This is a genomic window from Kribbella hippodromi (assembly GCF_039531045.1).
GTDB lineage: Bacteria > Actinomycetota > Actinomycetes > Propionibacteriales > Kribbellaceae > Kribbella > Kribbella hippodromi.
In genome coordinates, this window is sequence record NZ_BAAAPH010000065.1 from 1 (window position 1) to 500 (window position 500).

A 500-nucleotide genomic window follows, 5' to 3' on the forward strand; every position below is an offset into this window, starting at 1 on the left:
AACCGCCCAACCCGACCCCAGCTGGTGAGCCAACCGCTCAACCCAACCCCAGCTCGTGAGCTGACCGCCCAACCCGACCCCAGCGAAGCCGAGCGAAGCGATGGCGCAACGGGGGTGCGGGTGGCGGAGCCCCCGCCCGCGGCAAGCGCAGCGCAGCCGCACAACACGACGAAGGCGAGGCGGTCAGCGCAGGTAACTGCGCGACACACCTCGCCCATCGCCTTCGTGGACGATACTGGGATCGAACCAGTGACCTCTTCCGTGTCAGGGAAGCGCGCTACCGCTGCGCCAATCGTCCAAGCTGTTGAGGTGGAGACGGGATTCGAACCCGTGTACACGGCTTTGCAGGCCGTTGCCTCGCCTCTCGGCCACTCCACCACAGAGGCCGTGCCATCTTCGAGGAAGGTGACTCGCCGAATCCTCTCCGAGCGGACGACCGGGTTCGAACCGGCGACCTCAACCTTGGCAAGGTTGCGCTCTACCAACTGAGCTACGTCCGC

General features: G+C 66.2%; 3 tRNA genes. All 3 read right to left on the minus strand.

Annotated elements, in window-relative coordinates:
- Positions 1 to 226: 226 nt before the first annotated feature.
- Positions 227 to 298, minus strand: a tRNA-Val gene (locus ABD260_RS37485).
- Positions 299 to 307: 9 nt separating this feature from the next.
- A tRNA-Cys gene (locus ABD260_RS37490) sits at positions 308 to 378 on the minus strand.
- A gap of 49 nt (positions 379 to 427) precedes the next feature.
- Positions 428 to 500: transfer RNA gene (locus tag ABD260_RS37495), tRNA-Gly, on the minus strand.